Annotated in this window: 12 protein-coding genes; 8 read left to right on the top strand and 4 right to left on the bottom strand. The window is 62.1% G+C overall.

The features are described from left to right. Window positions 1-33: 33 nt before the first annotated feature. Together ACFOZ5_RS12340 and ACFOZ5_RS12335 are read right to left on the bottom strand one after the other, a co-directional pair. On the bottom strand, window positions 34-999 hold the full coding sequence (locus tag ACFOZ5_RS12340) for an arsenic resistance protein (protein ID WP_379887723.1): 966 nt from the start codon (window positions 997-999) through the stop codon (window positions 34-36). A gap of 48 nt (window positions 1,000-1,047) precedes the next feature. After that, on the bottom strand, window positions 1,048-1,452 hold the full coding sequence (locus ACFOZ5_RS12335) for an acyl-CoA thioesterase (protein ID WP_379887721.1): 405 nt from the start codon (window positions 1,450-1,452) through the stop codon (window positions 1,048-1,050). Window positions 1,453-1,630: 178 nt separating this feature from the next. Between ACFOZ5_RS12335 and ACFOZ5_RS12330 the strand changes: the two genes are divergently transcribed. The 6 genes from ACFOZ5_RS12330 (at window position 1,631) to ACFOZ5_RS12305 (ending at window position 8,257) form a co-directional block, all read left to right on the top strand. Next, on the top strand, window positions 1,631-2,680 hold the full coding sequence (locus tag ACFOZ5_RS12330; protein WP_379887719.1) for a substrate-binding domain-containing protein: 1,050 nt from the start codon (window positions 1,631-1,633) through the stop codon (window positions 2,678-2,680). A 140-nt stretch (window positions 2,681-2,820) separates the two neighbouring features. Then, window positions 2,821-4,209, top strand: a complete 1,389-nt coding sequence (gene pstC / locus ACFOZ5_RS12325) for a phosphate ABC transporter permease subunit PstC (protein WP_379887717.1) — start codon at window positions 2,821-2,823, stop codon at window positions 4,207-4,209. Continuing rightward, on the top strand, window positions 4,202-5,476 hold the full coding sequence (gene pstA / locus ACFOZ5_RS12320) for a phosphate ABC transporter permease PstA (RefSeq protein ID WP_379887715.1): 1,275 nt from the start codon (window positions 4,202-4,204) through the stop codon (window positions 5,474-5,476). The genes pstC and pstA overlap by 8 nt, the downstream gene beginning before the upstream one ends. Window positions 5,477-5,496: 20 nt before the next feature. Beyond that, window positions 5,497-6,384 (top strand): phosphate ABC transporter ATP-binding protein PstB, encoded by an 888-nt coding sequence (gene pstB, locus ACFOZ5_RS12315; RefSeq protein WP_379887795.1) that lies wholly within the window; start codon window positions 5,497-5,499, stop codon window positions 6,382-6,384. Between the two features lie 28 nt (window positions 6,385-6,412). Next, window positions 6,413-7,135 (top strand): phosphate signaling complex protein PhoU, encoded by a 723-nt coding sequence (gene phoU, locus ACFOZ5_RS12310; RefSeq protein WP_379887713.1) that lies wholly within the window; start codon window positions 6,413-6,415, stop codon window positions 7,133-7,135. Between the two features lie 396 nt (window positions 7,136-7,531). Then, window positions 7,532-8,257: a hypothetical protein gene (locus ACFOZ5_RS12305; protein WP_379887711.1), complete on the top strand. Its 726-nt coding sequence runs from the start codon at window positions 7,532-7,534 to the stop codon at window positions 8,255-8,257. On the opposite strand, the gene cobS is transcribed toward ACFOZ5_RS12305, so the two are convergent. Beyond that, complete coding sequence (gene cobS / locus ACFOZ5_RS12300; RefSeq protein ID WP_379887709.1) at window positions 8,240-9,010, bottom strand: adenosylcobinamide-GDP ribazoletransferase; 771 nt, start codon at window positions 9,008-9,010, stop codon at window positions 8,240-8,242. The genes ACFOZ5_RS12305 and cobS overlap by 18 nt on opposite strands. 300 nt (window positions 9,011-9,310) lie before the next feature. Here cobS and ACFOZ5_RS12295 point away from each other — a divergent pair, with 300 nt between their 5' ends. Both ACFOZ5_RS12295 and ACFOZ5_RS12290 read left to right on the top strand, forming a co-directional pair. After that, window positions 9,311-10,177, top strand: coding sequence for an MBL fold metallo-hydrolase (locus ACFOZ5_RS12295; RefSeq protein WP_379887707.1), 867 nt, complete (start codon window positions 9,311-9,313; stop codon window positions 10,175-10,177). An 11-nt stretch (window positions 10,178-10,188) separates the two neighbouring features. Continuing rightward, the gene (locus ACFOZ5_RS12290) at window positions 10,189-11,976 is read left to right on the top strand and encodes a SulP family inorganic anion transporter (RefSeq protein WP_379887793.1); all 1,788 of its coding nucleotides are present in this window, start codon (window positions 10,189-10,191) and stop codon (window positions 11,974-11,976) included. Here ACFOZ5_RS12290 and ACFOZ5_RS12285 read toward each other — a convergent pair. After that, a complete protein-coding gene (locus ACFOZ5_RS12285; RefSeq protein WP_379887705.1) occupies window positions 11,923-14,532 on the bottom strand; it encodes a PEP/pyruvate-binding domain-containing protein in 2,610 nt (869 codons plus the stop codon). The genes ACFOZ5_RS12290 and ACFOZ5_RS12285 overlap by 54 nt on opposite strands. Window positions 14,533-14,534 lie beyond the last annotated feature (2 nt).

Raw genomic sequence — 14,534 nt, 5'->3', positions numbered from 1 at the left:
CCCAGTCTGGTTAGTTCGCGACCGGTTCGTGAATTACCCGGGCGGGATACTGGTGGGCCAGTAGCGGGGCAGCCATTTCAGGTACGCTGTCATGCCAAACAGTTCCACCAGCGACTGGAATACAATCACCACCACCGCCGGTGCCCACAGGTCGGGCAGGGCGATGGCAAAGGGCAGCACCACGAAGGAATTGCGGGTGCCAAAGCTGAACGCCAGGGTTTGTCCCCGGGGGCCGGGCAACCGGAAGGCACTGCTCAGGAGCCTGCCCACCAGCGCGGCAGCCACCAGGTAGAGTGAAAAAATCACCAGTAACACCGGCAGCATGCGCCCGGTCTCCAGCACCAGGCTGATCTGTGATGCCGCGATCAGGAAAACCACCAGCGCCAGCAGGGGCACCGGTAGCCAGCCCAGTGCCCGGACATACCCCGTAAAGGTGGGCCGTTTGTCGACGGTCTTTTCGGTGAGCCAGGCCAGCAGTAACGGGAGCAGGATCAGCCCGAAGAACACCGGCAACAGGTGCCCGGTCAGGTTGGCACTGACCATCTCCTCGCCAAGAAACAGCCAGAGATACAGTGGCAGCATCACGATCTGAAGGATCAGCAGGATCGGGCTGGCGGCAATGGCCCGGGTACTGTCACCGCCGCCGAGATGGGTAAAGCTGATAAACCAGTCGGTACAGGGCACCAGCAGCACCAGCAGGATGCCCAGCCGGACGGCCGGGTCCGCGGGCGCCAGCAACAGCAGCAGCCCGACGATGCCGGGCATGATAACGAAATTGCCCAGCACCAGAGCCATGTTGAACCGCCCGTCACGGAAGGCGGCGGCCAGGTGGGTAAGCGGCACCTGGGTAAAGGTCGCGTAGAGCAGCACGCCCAGCACCGGCCACAACAGGGCCTCAAAGGTAGTGGTCACCGCCGGCCAGGCCCAGCCAATCGACATGCCTGCCAGGATGTTGGTCAGGTACAGCCAGACCTGATGCTTTTCCAGCACGTCTTGCATGAGGCACTCATGGAGCTGGTTAAGGTAACGGAGGCGATCTGGGCCCGTTCAGGCGCTCTGGTCAGGGACTTCACGAATGCGGCCATGTTCATCGATGGCCACGTACACGAACAGTCCTTCAGTCACCTTGTGTGGCCCCTTGCTGTGCCGGTCGCGGGTCCAGACTTCCACGTGTATCTTCATGGAGCTGCGGCCGATATCCACCAGCTCGCAATAACAGCCCACCTGGGCGCCGATGCGCAGGGGTGAGAGGAACTCCATACGGTCCATGGCCACGGTGGCATTGCGGCCCCGCGAAATGCGACCAGCCAGGGTGCCGGCGGCGGTATCCATCTGCTGCACCAACCAGCCAGCGTAGATATCGCCATTGGCGTTGGTGTCGGCGGGCAGGGGCACCACCTGAGTAATCAATTCGCCCCGGGGGGAGGGCTTGTCGTCGTCATAGTCAGTCATTGAGCGCTACCTGTGTTGTTGTTTGCTGAGCATGGTATTCATCATACCGGCGTGTGCAAGTGAAATTGACAGATACGTGGAAATTAACTTTGCGGGTGTAACAAAGTTGTCACAGACTATCCGTAATCTGCCAACCATCGGACAACCCGACGTCATAAAAACGATGGAGACTCAAGGTATGAAACTGAGATCAGCACTTGCTACCGCAGCACTGGCCGGCGCCGTAGCCGCCGTATCCGCCCCGGCAATGGCCCGGGATACCATCAGCATTGTGGGTTCTTCCACTGTTTATCCATTTGCTACCGTTGTCGCCGAGCGTTTTGGTGCCAACTCCGACTTCCCGACACCCAAGCTGGAATCCACCGGCTCCGGCGGCGGTCTGAAGCTGTTCTGCCAGGGTATTGGTACCCAGCACCCGGACATTACCAACGCCTCCCGTCGCATGAAGCCGTCCGAGTTCGAGCTGTGCGCGAGCAACGGCGTTGAAGCCATTACCGAGTTCCGTATCGGTTCTGACGGTATCGTCATTGCCAGCTCCCAGGACGCAGAGAACCTGGACATCACTCTGGAGCAGCTGTTCCTGGCCCTGGGCGAGAAGGTTCCGTCCCCTGACGACGAGAACAAACTGGTGGCCAACCCCTACGAGAAGTGGAGCGATATTGACTCCAGTCTGCCCAACAAGCCGATCCGGGTAATGGGCCCGCCCCCGACCTCCGGTACCCGTGACTCCTTCAACGAGCTGGCGCTGCAGGGCGGCTGTGAAGACCTGCCGGCTGTGGCGGACATGAGTGAAGACGACATGGAAGGCGTATGCCAGAGCATTCGTGAAGACGGCGTCTTTATCGAAGCCGGCGAGAACGACAACCTGATCGTTCAGAAGCTGATCGACGACACCACCATGTACGGCGTCTTCGGTTACAGCTTCCTGGAAGAGAACTCTGACCGTCTGCAGGCGGCTACTCTCAATGGCAAGGTTCCGACCGCGGAAGCAATTGCTGCTGACGATTACCCGGTTGCCCGGTCCCTGTTCTTCTACGTGAAGAAAGCTCACATTGGTGTGGTTCCCGGTATCGCCGAGTACGTTGAGGAATTTACCAGCATGGGTGCCATGGGCCCCAACGGCTATCTGAAGAGCGTGGGCCTGATCGTTCCGCCCCGTGATGCTCTGATGGATCTTCAGGACAAGGCAGAGAGCATGCCGAACCTCAGCAAGGACGAGCTGATGTAAGCGCCGACCCCGGTCGGATGTTCCGGAGGGTGCGGGTCCTGAGGGCCCGCACCCTTTGGCGTATGTGAACAGGTCAGTGCGAAGGCGGCTCCAACGCCTTACACTAGCTGGCCCGTAAATATCAGAACACGGACATTTGCATGCAAGCGGCCAATCTTTTTCTGTTGACGTTGGTGATGGCAATGGTGGCATACGGGCTGGGGTATGCCCGTTCCCGTTCCCTGGCCATGCCTCTTGGCGGTATCCGTCACCTGAAATCCCTGCCCTTCTATTATGGGGCCCGGGCAGCACTGTGGTGCGGTATTCCCGCGTTGATCGTGCTGGCTCTCTGGGCCGCGTTCCAGGGCAAGGTCATTCAGTTGCTGGTGGTGGGTTCCCTGCCGCCGGACATGCTCCCCGATTCGGATGGTGCCGCCAGCCTGATGCTGAGCAAGATCAGCAATGTGGCCAGTGGGGCACTGCCGGCAGAGTTCGCTGAGCCGGCGGTGGTCGAGGCCGCTGAGCGTCTGTCGGCTCTGCGTACCCAGAGCCGCTATTACATGACCGCACTGGTGCTGTCGGTCGCCGTGCTGGCGGGTTTCCTCGGCTGGGTACGGATCCGGCCCCGGCTCAACGCCCGGGTCCAGGTGGAAACCACGCTCAAGTGGATTTTCTTCTCCTGTGCGGCCCTGGCCATCCTGACTACCCTGGGCATCATCTTCTCGGTGTTCTTCGAAACGGTGCGCTTCTTCGGCAAGATCTCGTTCTTCGAATTCATCTTCGGCACCCACTGGAGTCCACAGACCGCGCTAAGGGCGGATCAGGTGGCGGCCGAGGGTGCCTTTGGCATGATTCCGCTGTTTACCGGCACACTCCTTATTTCCGCCATCGCCATGCTGGTGGCGGTACCGGTGGGGCTGATGTCGGCCATCTATCTGTCCGAGTACGCCAGCAAGCGGGTCCGCGGGGTGGTGAAGCCGCTATTGGAGCTTCTGGCGGGTATACCGACGGTGGTGTACGGCTTCTTTGCTGCCCTCACCGTGGCCCCGTTTATCAGCAACTTTGCGGCTTCCCTGGGTATTAATGCTTCCTCACAGAGCGCCCTGGCAGCCGGTGGGGTGATGGGCATCATGATCATTCCCTTTGTGTCATCCCTGTCTGACGATGTGATCAATGCGGTACCCCAGACACTCCGCGACGGCTCGCTGGCGCTGGGCGCCACCCAGTCCGAGACCATGAAGAAGGTAATCTTTCCCGCGGCCCTGCCGGGCATCATGGGGGGGATCCTGCTGGCGGTCTCACGGGCTATTGGCGAAACCATGATCGTGGTGATGGCGGCGGGCCTTGCGGCCAACCTGACCGCCAACCCGCTGGAAACCGTGACCACGGTCACTGTGCAGATCGTGACCCTGCTGACGGGCGACCAGGAGTTTGACAGCGCCAAGACCCTGGCGGCCTTTGCCCTGGGCGCCATGCTCTTCCTGTCCACCCTGATTCTTAACGTGTTGGCCCTTCATATCGTACGCAAATACCGGGAACAGTATGAATAACCAGGAAACACAGGCGGAGATTGTCCGCAAGTCGCTGAAACGCCGGTATCGCAAGGAGCGCCGGTTCCGAGCCTATGGCATTGTCGCGATCGCCATTGCCCTGGCGGCACTGGTGGTGCTTTTCACCGATATCATCAGCAAGGGCCATACGGCCTTTATCAAGACCACCATCACCATGGAAGTGAACATTGATGGTGAAATGATGTATCTGGATGACGCTACCGACCCGCGGCAGATGAAGAACGCGGACTTTGTCGAACCGCTGATCCAGTCGCTGATGCGGGAGATCCCTGGCGCCACAGAGTCTGACCGCAGCGCACTGCGGGACCTGATCAATCCCTACGCTTCAAACCAGCTCAGGGACGCCCTCAAGGAAAACCCGGACCTGCTGGGCACCACCCAGGCCATGACGTTCCTCTCCCACACGGATGTCGACGTTTACGTCAAGCATGCCGGGGATGACCAGTATTCCATCAAGCTCAGTGAGCAACAGCGCGAGTGGGTGGACCAGTTGCTGGAGCGGGGGGTGATAGAGACCTCATTCAACGATGTCTTCTTCAGCCGGGGCGACTCCAGGGACCCGTCCCGGGCCGGTATCCTTGGCGCCATTGTCGGCTCGCTGCTGACCATGGCGGTTACCCTGGTGCTGTCGTTCCCCATCGGGGTGGCGGCGGCCATCTACCTTGAGGAGTTTGCGCCACAGAACAAGCTGACGGACTTCATTGAGGTGAACATCAACAACCTGGCCGCGGTGCCGTCGATCATCTTCGGTCTGCTGGGTCTGGCGGTGTTCATTAACCTGTTTGGTATGCCCCGTTCGGTGCCGCTTGTGGGTGGTCTGGTGCTGACCCTGATGACCCTGCCCACCATCATTATTTCCAGCCGGGCGGCCATCAAGAGCGTGCCGCCTTCCATTCGGGAAGCGGCCGAAGGCATGGGCGCCTCCAAGATGCAGGTGGTCCTGCACCATGTGTTGCCCCTGGCGCTGCCAGGCATGCTTACCGGCTCGATTATCGGCATGGCCCAGGCCCTGGGCGAAACGGCACCACTGCTGCTGATCGGCATGGTGGCCTTTATCGTGGACGTGCCGGATGGCTTCCTGGATTCAGCAACCGTACTGCCGGTTCAGGTGTTCCTGTGGGCGGGCAGCCCGGAGCTGGCCTTTATCGAGCGGGCGTCAGCGGCCATCATGGTACTGCTGACCTTCCTGATCAGTATGAATGCACTGGCGATCTGGATGCGCAAGCGTCTTGAGCGCCGGTGGTGAGGAGAATGGCGATGAGTACTCTGAACACCCTGAATACCGTTAACAAAGAGGCCACCACCATGGCTGACGAACCCTCGGTTCCGGTTTCGGAAGAACGGCCGGCGGAAACGCTGATCGAAGAGGGCAAGACGGTAGGGAAGCCGTTTGCGGACGATCCCAAGTTCAAGCTCAGGAATGTGGAGGTGCGCTACGGCGATACGCCGGCCATCAAGAATATCAGCCTGGACATCGCCCGCAATGAGGTGATTGCCTTTATCGGCCCGTCCGGTTGTGGCAAGTCCACCTTCCTGCGGTGTCTCAACCGTATGAACGACAGCATCGATATCTGTAGCGTCCGGGGTGAGCTGAAACTGGACGACGACGATATCTATGATCCCCGGCGGGATGTGGTCGAGCTGCGGGCCCGGGTAGGCATGGTGTTCCAGAAGCCGAACCCTTTCCCCAAGTCCATCTACGAGAACGTGGCCTATGGTCCCCGCATTCACGGCCTGGCCAATCGCAAGTCGGACCTGGATGACATCGTGGAGAACAGCCTCCGCAAGGCGGGCCTGTGGAACGAAGCGAAGGACCGGCTCGACGCTACCGCCACCGGCATGTCTGGCGGCCAGCAGCAGCGACTGTGCATCGCCCGGGCCATTGCCGTGAGCCCCGAGGTGATCCTGATGGACGAGCCCTGTTCCGCACTGGACCCGATTGCCACCGCGAAAGTGGAGGAGCTCATCGCGGAAATGTCCGAGAGCTATACTATTGTTATTGTGACCCACTCAATGCAGCAGGCCGCCCGGGTGTCCCACCGTACCGCCTATTTCCACCTGGGCCACCTGGTGGAGGTCAACGAGACCAACAAGGTATTTACCGCGCCCGAACATGAACTGACCGAGTCGTATATTACAGGTCGTTTCGGCTAACCAGGTCGCGACTTCGAGGAGTTATCCTATGCCCAAAAACAAAGATGATATGTACGGGGATCATATTTCCCACCAGTTCAATGACGACCTGGCCAGTCTGAAGAATGAGTTTCTCAAGATGGGCGGGCTGGTTGAACAACAGACCATCGACGCGGTCAACGCCCTGATCGATGGTGACGGCTATGCCGCGGATGAGATCCGGGCCCGGGACAAGCTGGTCGATACCATGGAGAAGGAACTGGACGAGGAAGCCACCCGGCTGATCGCCCGCCGCCAGCCCGCTGCCCGTGACCTGCGCCTGGTCATCGCCGTGATCAAGATGGTGTCGGACCTGGAGCGGGTGGGTGACGAGGCGAAGAAAATTGCCAAGTTTGCGCTCACCCTCGCCGAGGAGGGCCATGCGCCACGGGGCTATGTAGAAGTCAGGCATATCTCCAACCACGTGACGACGATGCTGCACGAGTCGCTTGACGCCTTCTCACGACTGGATTCAACCCAGGCGCTGAAGATCATGCGGGAAGACAAGCGCGTGGACGAGGAATACCAGGCGGCAACCCGGACTCTGCTCACCTTCATGATGGAAGACTCCCGGAACATCTCCCGGTGTATGGCGGTGATGTGGGTACTGCGCGCCCTGGAACGGGTGGGCGACCATGCCTGCAACATCGCCGAGAATGTGATCTACATGGTGGAGGGCGAGGATGTGCGCCATACACCGTTGGAGGAGGCAGCCAGGGTTGTCGGGCCGTAAAGGTCAGGTTCTTCAGTTGCCAGCCGCCGGCGCCAAACGGCACACCAGGTGCTGGTTCTGCGGCCTTTCATGACGTATAGTTAATGTCAGGTGCATCTTCTGTCATCAGAGGATGCGCCGGTTGCCCGGGCGCAATGACGCGCCCGCAGTGGGCCCCGCAATAATGACAGGTGTTGCAGTGGTGTTTGCAGCATCCTCTGATGGCGGAAGGGACTCCATAAAGCCGGCTACAGGGAAGGATGGCGATTCCTTTCGGGCCTTCTGCGCCCATTTCCGGTTCGGATCATCCCTGTCTACTGGAAGGACATTTCACGCTGGCTACTCGCCGGCCCGACAATGGTGTTCCGGTCAGGCTCACGGGCAGCCCAATCTATTCAGATCACGGAGGATCACGCCATGCCCGAACTGAAATCACTACTCCCGGTTATCGGCCTGGCCCTGGCTGGTTGCAGCACCACGACCGCGCGGAACCCGGCCACCCTGAGTCCGGAGCACCCCATCCCGGTGCCTGAAACGGAGGAGGGTGCGCCTGCCGACTGGGCGCAGGCCCAACTGGCCTGGCAGTGGGATTACCCGGCACCCCTGATCCATGATTACCAGCAGGATCGCCAGGCCCATAACTGCCTTGAGTTGCTGACACTGACCGCAAGTGGTTACAAGGCCCGCAACCCGTTTGAGCAACCCTTCCTGCAGGCCCGTACCACCATCTGTGAGGCAGTGAAGGTCACAGGTAATCTGTCCGGGTTTGACCAGAGTTTTCTCGGTAGCACACTGTTGCAGCAAGACCTGCCGTACAAGGCACCGGCAGAGTTCGCACTCGCCATTTCCGGTTCCAGTGAGCAGCGTGTGAGTGAGAGCGATACCTGGGCCGAGGTCGAGGTGCCTGCGGGCCATGAACCGGTCAGCAACTATGAGGCTGTCTACCGGGGGCGGGATGGATCCGTCCAGCGGCTGACGGTGCTGGCCCGGGGGGATTACAACGGCGACGGGCTGGAAGACGCCGTTCTCTACCTGAGGGACGGGGTTGATGGTGGCAGCTACGCCCACGCCCGCTATCTTGTCGTTACCAGGCTGGAGGAAGGTGCTCCACTGACCCTGCTGCCATCAGACGCTGAGCAATAACAGCAGTACCAGCTCCGACAGCACGACGCTGGCGCCCAGGGTATCGCCGGTGTAGCCACCCAGTTGCGAGCGCAGGTAGCGCCCCCATAGCAGGGCCACCCCCAGGGTGGCCAGCAGGCACCATAACAACAGGGAGTGGTGCCAGAAACTGGCCGCCGTGGCCACTGCCGTGGTAAAGGCAGCCGCCAGCATCAGCCGCTTACGGGAAAAGCCATCCGCCACCGGCTTGCTCTTGCTCTGGTTGGTGTCGGTGACGTAGGCCAGATATCCCATCAGCAACAACGGTGTCAGCCGCGACACGGCGGGCGCCAGCAGCAAAGCCAGCCATACCGTGGGGGTTTCCAGCAACAGCGCCGCCTTCAGCCCCAGGGCCATCACCAGTGCCACGGTGCCATAGGTGCCGATACGACTGTCCTTCATGATGGCCAGGCGCTTTTCCACCGTGTAGCCGCCGCCCAGGGCATCCACGCTGTCGGCCAGGCCGTCCTCGTGAAAGGCGCCGGTGATCCACAGGTGCAGGGTGATTACCAGCAGTATGCAGACCACCGGCGCGAACCAGAGCTGCAACACGCTGAAGGTGACACTGTAGATCGCACCCAGCAGTAACCCCACCAGCGGGAAATACAGGCTGCTCTGGTTCATCAGCCGCTGGGAGTAGTCAATCCGCGCCAGCATGGGGATGCGGGTCAGGAAGCCCACGGCCAGCCAGAAGGCCTGCCACTCCCGTGACAGGTTGTACGATGAGTCTTGCATGGAGTTTCCGTATCCGGTCAAAAATCACCATTCTGACGATTCCGGGGGCGATTCACCATCTTCGCGATGGGGTAGGCCATGGTCTACTCTTTACCGAAGCGGACCGTCGCCTGTACCGGGCCAAGGCGTCTGGCAGGGATTGTCTGGTGTGCCGGTCGGGTCATTCGCAGTAGGTCGGCAACCTGCCCGAGCGGCGCACGATGTATCAGGGGTATCACGGCTATAACAAAACCGTATTTCACTTTATATTACCTGTCGGTATATGCTTAGAACCAAAGCAGAGTCTCCGGAGGTAATGACATGCCCAATCCGATCGTCCAGCACTTCTTCGACGAGCCTACCAACACCTTCAGCTACGTGGTCCGTGATCCGGACAGCAACGCCTGCGCCATCCTCGATTCGGTCCTTGACTTCGACTATGCGGCGGGCGGCACTGACGTGCGCTCGGCGGACGAGATTATTGCCTACGTGGAGCGTGAGGGTCTGTCGGTGCAGTGGTTGCTGGAAACCCACGTGCACGCTGATCACCTCTCAGCCGCGCCCTACCTGCAGGAAAAGCTTGGCGGGCTGACGGGCATTGGCGCCCGCATCATCGATGTGCAGGAAATCTTCGGCAAGGCCTTCAATGCCGGTACGGAATTCGCCCGGGACGGCAGCCAGTTCGACCGGCTGTTCGAGGAGGGTGACACCTTTCGCATTGGTGGCCTCGAAGGGCGGGTACTGCATACGCCGGGGCATACCCCGGCCTGCCTGACCTATGTGATCGGTGACGCCGCCTTTGTGGGGGACACCCTGTTCATGCCGGACTATGGGACGGCGCGCTGTGACTTCCCCGGTGGTGATGCCCGCACCCTGTACCGGTCCATCGGCAAGGTGCTGAGCCTGCCTCCGCAAACCCGCATATTCCTGTGCCATGACTACAAGGCACCGGGCCGCGACAACTACCACCACATGACCACCGTGGCGGAACAGCGCGAAGCCAACGTTCACGTGCACCAGGGCGTCAGTGAAGAGGAGTTCGTGAAGATGCGCACGGAGCGGGATGCCACCCTCGACATGCCCCGTCTTATTCTGCCGTCGGTTCAGGTGAACATGCGGGCCGGGCACATGCCGCCGCCGGAGGACAACGGGCAGGTGTACCTGAAAGTGCCCATCAATCGGTTCTGAGGCCGGCCATGGTGAAACTCTCCCGTTTCCTGCCGGTGCTGGCCTGGTTGCCACAGTATGACCGCTCGACGCTGTCCCGGGATTTGCTGGCGGCGGTGATCGTCACGGTCATGCTGATCCCCCAGTCGCTGGCCTACGCGATGCTGGCGGGCCTGCCGCCCCAGGTGGGGCTGTATGCCAGCATGCTGCCGCTGGTGTTGTATGCAGTGTTCGGCTCCAGTCGTACGCTGTCGGTGGGGCCGGTAGCGGTAAGTTCGCTGATGACGGCGGCCGCCTTGGGCAAGCTGTTCGAACCCGGTTCCGGAGAGTACATTGCCGGGGCGGTGTTGCTGGCGGTGATGTCTGGCCTGATGCTGGTCCTGATGGGGGTATTCCGGCTGGGGTTCCTGGCCAACTTCCTCAGTCATCCTGTGATTTCCGGTTTTATTACCGCCTCGGGGCTGGTGATCGCCGCCAGCCAGCTCAAGCACTTGCTGGGTGTGAGCAATGGTGGACACAACCTGCTGGCGCTGGTCGGGGGGCTGTACGAGCAATTGGGCGATGTTCACGGGCCAACGCTGGCCATCGGTGCCGGCGCCCTGGTTTTCCTGCTGGCGGCCCGGCGTTACCTGCAACCGCTGCTGGTGCGATTGGGGCTGGCACCGTCCACTGCCGGCATGCTTTCAAAGACAGCACCCATTCTCGCGGTGGTGGTGACCACCCTGGTGACCTGGGGGCTGCGCCTGGATCAGGCCGGCGTTGCGGTGGTGGGGGACATCCCCGGTGGCTTGCCGGCACTGGTCATGCCGTCGCTGGAGATGTCCCTGTGGCAGCAACTGGCCATGAGTGCCCTGTTGATCAGTATTGTGGGATTTGTGGAGTCGGTATCCGTGGGGCAGACCCTGGCGGCCAAGCGCCGGCAGCGGATTGACCCGGACCAGGAGCTGGTCGGCCTGGGTGCCGCCAACCTGGGGGCGGGGTTCTCCGGGGGCATGCCGGTGACCGGGGGCTTCTCCCGTTCCGTGGTGAACTTCGATGCCGGGGCCGAGACCCCGGCGGCCAGCGCCTTCACGGCAGTGGGCATTGCCCTGGCAACGCTGCTGCTGACTCCGGCCATCGCCATGCTGCCGGTGGCGACGCTGGCGGCCACCATCATTGTGGCGGTGATCTCACTGATCGACCTGCCGGCGCTGGTGCGTACCTGGCGCTATTCCCGGGCAGACTTCCTGGCCATGCTGGCCACCATCCTGCTGACCCTTTCCTACAGTGTGGAGGCGGGCATCATGGCGGGGGTGGGGCTGTCCATCGGGCTTTTCCTTTACCGCACCAGCCGCCCCCACAGTGCCGTGGTTGGCCGGGTACCGGGTACCGAACACTTCCGCAACGTGTGCCGCCATGAGGTGGAAACCCGCCCCGAGATGGCCATGCTGCGGGTGGATGAAAGCCTGTATTTTGCCAATGCCCGCTTTCTGGAAGACCGGGTGCTGGAGCTGGTCAGCGCCCGCCCTGAACTGAGTAATGTGGTACTGGTATGCCCGGCGGTGAACCTGATCGACGCCTCGGCCCTGGAGAGTCTGGAGGCCATCAATGAGCGCCTGGCGGACAGTGGCGTGCGGTTGCATCTGTCGGAGGTGAAGGGGCCGGTCATGGACCGCCTGCAGGGCACCAGTTTCCTGGAGCGGCTGACCGGGCAGGTCTATCTCACCAGCTTTCAGGCCTGGCAGGCACTCAGCGGGTCGGCCGCTCATCCGGGCGGCACCCCGGGTTCAGGGGTGCCCGCCGAGCAGGTGCTGGCGGGTGATGTCAGCAAGAATCCGTAACGGTGCCGCCTCGCACTCCATCACGTCCACGCAGTCGGTGATGGCGGCTGCCGGCAGGTCGTCCTGCAGCAGGCAGTCGATGGCACGGCGCTGGGTGTTGCGTTGCAGCCAGTCCGGATTCCAGAGACAGTCCCGTTCTCCGGGGAACACGGCCACATAGGCGATACCGGTTTCCACCAGGTCCTGGAAGAAGTGGGAGCCATAGGACAGGTCCGGCACCATGCCGTTGCCCATGTCGGCGATTTCCACCAGCACCGACACCCGGCTGATATCCGCAAAGCCCACGGGAACCCCCAGTTCCGGGCTGCTGGTGCCCCACCGCCCGGGACCGGCCAGCATCAGGTTGAAGCGCTCCGGGGTCTGCCGGGCCAGCCTCCCCACCAGGGTTGCAACCTGGTACTTTCCATGGACATCCAGGGCGCTGTAGGCAGCGGCGTTCACCTGAACGATCCGGTGAATGGCGAGGTTGATATTGCCGCCCATGAAGTGCCCCCGGGTGGCCATCAGCAGGCGGTGTGGATCGGGCTGCTCAGGCAACGGGACGGGGTTGGCGTCACCGATAGTGGCCAGGGGCCGGCACTGCACCAGGTTGAGCCGGGGGCATTCGCCTTCCTGACCCAGGTGAAGGGTGAACTCCACGTCCACCGGGTGGTCATAGGCGGCTTCCAGGGTGGACAGCATGCGGGCGGCCAGCCGGATCACCTCGCCCCCGCGAATCAACGGCCGAAAGGTCAGGCGCCACACGGGGTGATCCAGCCCCAGCTCCCGGGCCCGTTCAGAGGCCGCCCGGTCAACTTCCCCCAGCCGGTCCAGGGGCAGATCAGACGCTTCCCGGGCCAGGGTGGTCAGGTCGATGGTAGTCAGGCCCGGGCCGTCGACATCCAGGGTATCCACCAGATGCTGGCTGAACCGGTAGTTTTCCTCAAGGCTGCGGAAGGGCTGCTTCAGGGGCTGGTCCAGGGCGATGACCCAGGCGTGGTCGCCCTCGATCCGGTCCACCGCCCGGGTGCCCAGCCCCATCACCAGCCGAAGCATGCCTGCACCGGGGTCCATCTCCGGGTCCCAGACAAAGGTGTTGCGGGAGACGCCAACAGCCGCGGCATCGGGCAGATACCGGTGGCCATGGAAGCGTCCGTTAACCCGCTGGATCAGCAGGGCCATGGGCTCCTCCTGTTCCTCAAGGCCACGGCTGCGACGGTAACTGAGGGCATCGTCGCTCAGGGCGGAGGCGTAGACCTGGCGGATGGCATTCTCCAGCGCTTCCAGGCGGTGCTCCGGGTCGCCCTGGTTGATCAGGAACACACTCTCGTACTTGCCCGCAAAAGCGTTGCCAAAGCCGTCTTCCAGCAGGCTGCTGGAGCGCACCAGTATCGGATACTGGCCGAAGTGATCCAGGGTGCGAACCAGTTCAGGGCGCACCTCGGGTGGGAATTCGCCCGCCAGAATGGCCTCCCTGAGGGCCGGCGCCTGCTCGAAAAAGCCCTCCCGGGTGCGGTGCTTCATGACCGCAGGCCAGAGCCCGTTGTGCACCAGGAAGGCATACCATACGTCCGAGGCCATGAACATGGAGTCGTGGGGGTCCAGGGCGGTGTGCCAGCTGTCCGGATCGTCCCGGCTCAGGATTGCCCTGGCCAGCAACATGCCCACCGCCTTGCCCCCGATAAACCCGCTGCCGATGGTGCGGTTGTGGATGGCGGTGAGGTCATCAAGGGTCAGGTAGCGTTGTGCCAGTTCCAGAATACGTTCGTCACGACTGATCAGCACCTGCAGGATGCGTCGAACAAGCGCATCAGCGGTCTCGTCATGGGGCCGCCCAGCGTGTTCTTCGGCTTCCAGGAACAGTCTGTCCCAACCGTCCAGCAACTGCTGGGAGGCATGGGCCTGCTGCTCAATGGCCGCCTGCAGGCGGGTGGCGTTGGAGCTGTCGGTAACCGGCAGGAATTCCCCGTCGCGGTAGCGGTGGGGCAGGAACATGGTGGGGGACTGCCGTTGCCAGACCTTGACCGGCTGCACCTGCATGTCGTCCTCGGCCCGGTAGACGTCGATCATCACCTGGGTGGTGGCGCGAATGCGGTCGAGGGTCTGGCGGGAGTGACGTTGCGGCAGAAGCGCAAACCAGGCCACGGTGTCCAGCTCATACAGGAAAGGGCAGATTACCCGGAAGAAGTAGCCCACCATGGTGTCGGTGGCCCAGGCGTTAAGCAGGTCACTGAGGCAGTCGCACACGTAGAAGGCGCCGCGGCCCCAGGTTGCCACCAGTTCCCAGATGCGGGCGGTGAAGGATTCGAAGCCGTCCCGGGCGTCCACTTCGATAACGCGGATGCCGGGCCCGGCGGTCAGCAGCGGTGGGTGCTGACCAAAACGCAGGTAGATGATCTGGCGGCCGGCGTCTGTGGCCGAGGCCACGAAGGGGGTGACAAAACGCCGGTAATCCTCCAGGTCGGTCACCCGCCAGACCACATTGTCACCGATCCGCAGCCCGTCCAGTACCTGGTCAAGGCCCGGAACGCCGGTAGATACCGCCGGGCCGGGCCCGGCGTCGGTGACATTGCGCATGA

Origin of the sequence: Marinobacter lacisalsi (assembly GCF_042651045.1) — a bacterium.
GTDB lineage: Bacteria > Pseudomonadota > Gammaproteobacteria > Pseudomonadales > Oleiphilaceae > Marinobacter > Marinobacter lacisalsi.
This window is presented reverse-complemented; position numbering and strand designations above follow the sequence as displayed.